This window comes from Hydrogenophaga sp., assembly GCF_051007235.1.
GTDB lineage: Bacteria > Pseudomonadota > Gammaproteobacteria > Burkholderiales > Burkholderiaceae_C > Hydrogenophaga.
This window is the reverse complement of the sequence record NZ_JBPCSJ010000329.1, coordinates 1-2,895: the sequence shown is the minus strand read 5'-3', so window position 1 is coordinate 2,895 and position 2,895 is coordinate 1. Positions and strand designations below refer to the sequence as shown.

At 67.8% G+C, this 2,895-nt stretch carries 2 protein-coding genes and 1 pseudogene; all 3 read left to right on the top strand.

What is annotated here, in order from left to right; all coding sequences use genetic code 11:
- Window positions 1-646 (top strand): annotated as a pseudogene (gene adh / locus ACR2JA_RS11715) (aldehyde dehydrogenase); the annotation flags it as partial.
- A gap of 81 nt (window positions 647-727) precedes the next feature.
- Window positions 728-1,108: a DUF779 domain-containing protein gene (locus ACR2JA_RS11710; RefSeq protein ID WP_434009259.1), complete on the top strand. Its 381-nt coding sequence runs from the start codon at window positions 728-730 to the stop codon at window positions 1,106-1,108.
- Between the two features lie 111 nt (window positions 1,109-1,219).
- The coding region (locus tag ACR2JA_RS11705) for a TonB-dependent receptor family protein (protein ID WP_434009258.1) at window positions 1,220-2,895 on the top strand (1,676 nt) is incomplete at its 3' end.

Genomic DNA, 2,895 nt, shown 5'->3' with positions numbered 1-2,895 from the left:
GTTCGCGTTCAACCAGGGCGAGGTCTGCACCTGCCCGAGCCGCGCGCTGATCCACGAGTCGATCTACGACAAGTTCATGGAGCTCGTCCTGAAGCGCGTCGCCGCGATCAAGCACGGCAACCCGCTCGACACCGACACCATGATGGGTGCGCAGGCCTCCAAAGAGCAGCTGACCAAGATCCTGAGCTACCTGGAACTGGGCAAAGCCGAAGGCGCGCAGGTGCTGATCGGTGGCGAACAGGCCAAGGTGGGTGGTGATCTGGACGGCGGCTACTACGTGCAGCCCACGCTGTTCAAGGGCCACAACAAGATGCGCATCTTCCAGGAAGAGATCTTCGGCCCGGTGCTGGCCGTGACCACCTTCAAGGACGAAGCCGAAGCCCTGGAAATCGCCAACGACACGCTGTACGGCCTGGGCGCCGGCGTGTGGACCCGCAACGGCAACCTGGCCTACCGCATGGGCCGCGCCATCAAGGCCGGCCGTGTGTGGACCAACTGCTACCACGCCTACCCGGCCCACGCTGCCTTCGGCGGCTACAAGGAGTCGGGCCTGGGCCGCGAAAACCACAAGGCCATGCTCGGCCACTACCAGCAGACCAAGAACCTGCTGGTGTCCTACTCGGAAAACAAGCTCGGGTTCTTCTGATCCGGCACGACCAGAAGCACGGATGAAGGGGAGGCGGGCAACCGCTTCCCCTTTTTTGGCTTTCAGAACAAGGAGACAGACATGGTTGAAAAAGTCCTCGCCACACCGGCCGCGCTGGAGCTGATTCAGTTCCTCAAGACCAAGTACGGCCCCGGCCTGATGTTCCACCAGAGCGGGGGCTGCTGCGACAACAGCGCGGCCAACTGCTACCTGCTGGGCGAGATCACCATGGGCCAGGGCGATGTGTTGCTGGGCGTCATCGGCGGCTGCGAGTTCTACATGAGCAAGACGCAGTACGCCACCTGGCGCCACACGCAACTCATCATCGACGTGATCGAAGGTCACGGCGGCACCTTCTCGCTCGAAGGGCCGGAGGGCAAGGCCTTCCACACGCGTTCACGCGTGTTCACCGCCGAAGAGCTGATGCAAATCGAGGCCGAGGAAAAGGCCGCCGGCGCCTGATGTGGTGCCCGGGTGTTCCAGCGCGGAACACCCGGCGCATGGCATGGAACTTGTAGCGCCTGGGTGGACACACCGGACCGGCGCAGACCGGTCACCCACCGGAGACAAGACATGCCCCTTTCCCGCAGTTTCACCCTGAAACGGCTGAACGCCGCCCTGTGGCTGGCCCTGGCCGGCACCGCCCATGCACAGTCCCTGCAAGAGGTGGTGGTCAGCGCCAGCCGGCAGGAGCAGCGGAGTTTTGATGCGCCCGCGTCCATCCAGGCCGTGGGGCAGGACGCGATCGAGGCGGCCGGCCCGCGGGTGAACCTGTCCGAATCGCTCAACCGGGTGCCGGGCATCACAGTGCTCAACCGCCAGAACTACGCGCAGGACCTGCAGCTGTCCATCCGGGGTTCGGGCTCCCGCTCGCCGTTTGGCATCCGTGGTGCACGGCTCATCGTGGACGGCATTCCCGCGACCATGCCCGACGGGCAGGGCCAGGCGTCCACCATCAGCCTGCCCTCGGCCCAGCGCATCGAGGTGCTGCGCGGCCCGCTGGCCCAGCTCTACGGCAACTCGGCCAGCGGCGTGGTGCAGGTGTTCACCGCCGACGGGCCGCAGCGGCCCGAACTGCGTCTGAGCCTGGACGCCGGGGCCGACGGCCTGCGCCGCTACGGGGTGCAGGCGGCGGGGCAGAGCGGGGCGCTGAACTACGTGATCGACGTCAGCGATTTCCAGACCGATGGCTGGCGCACCAACAGCGCGGCCGAGCGCCAGCACCTGAACGCCAAGCTGCGCTGGGACGCCAGCGAACAGACCCGCGTGACCCTGGTGGCCAATGTGTTCGACCAGCCGGTCTCGGGCGACCCGCTGGGGCTGACCCGCGCCGATGCCGAGGCCGACCCGCGACAGGCGGTGACCGCGTCCACCCAGTTCAAGGCGGGCAAGGACGTGTCGCAGCAGCAGCTGGGCCTGGTGCTGGACCACCAGCTGGACGCGGCGGCGAGCGTGATGGCGCGGGTGTACGCCGGCCAGCGCGACCTGGACAACCGCCTGGCCTTTGCCGGCAGCGGCGCGCGTTCGGCCGGTGGCGTGGTGCAGCTGGACCGCCAGTACGACGGCCTGGGCCTGCGCTACACCCGCCGCCTGCCGGCGGGCGAAGGCCAGGTGCAGCTGAGCGTGGGGCTGGACCACGAGCGCATGAGCGAACACCGCCTGGGCTACGTCAACAACAACGGCGTGCTGGGGGACCTGAAGCGCGACGAGCAGGACAGCGTGCGCAGCACCGGGCTCTACACCCAGGCGGACTGGGCCATCAACGAGGACTGGAGTGCGGTGGCCGGCCTGCGCGCCAACCGGGTGAACTTCCGCGTCGAGGACGCCTACATCCGCCCCGGCACACCCGGCAACCCGGACGACAGCGGCAGCACCGCCTTCAGCGCCACCAACCCGGTGCTGGGCATCACCCGGCACCTGAGCGCCGACACCAACCTCTACGCCAACATCGGCCGTGGTTTCGAGACGCCGACCTTCACCGAAATCGCCTACACCGCGGGCGGCACCGGGCCCAACCTGGGCCTGCGCTCGGCGCGCAGCACACATGCCGAACTGGGCCTGAAGACCCGGCTGACCGAAGGCCAGCGGCTGGACGTGGCGCTGTTCCACATCACGACGCGCGACGAAATCGTGGTCGCCACCAGCGAGTTCGGCCGCACCATCTACACCAACGCCGGCAAGACGCACCGTTCGGGCCTGGAGCTGTCGCACAGCGCGCAGTGGACGCCCGAGTGGCGCAGCCTGCTGGC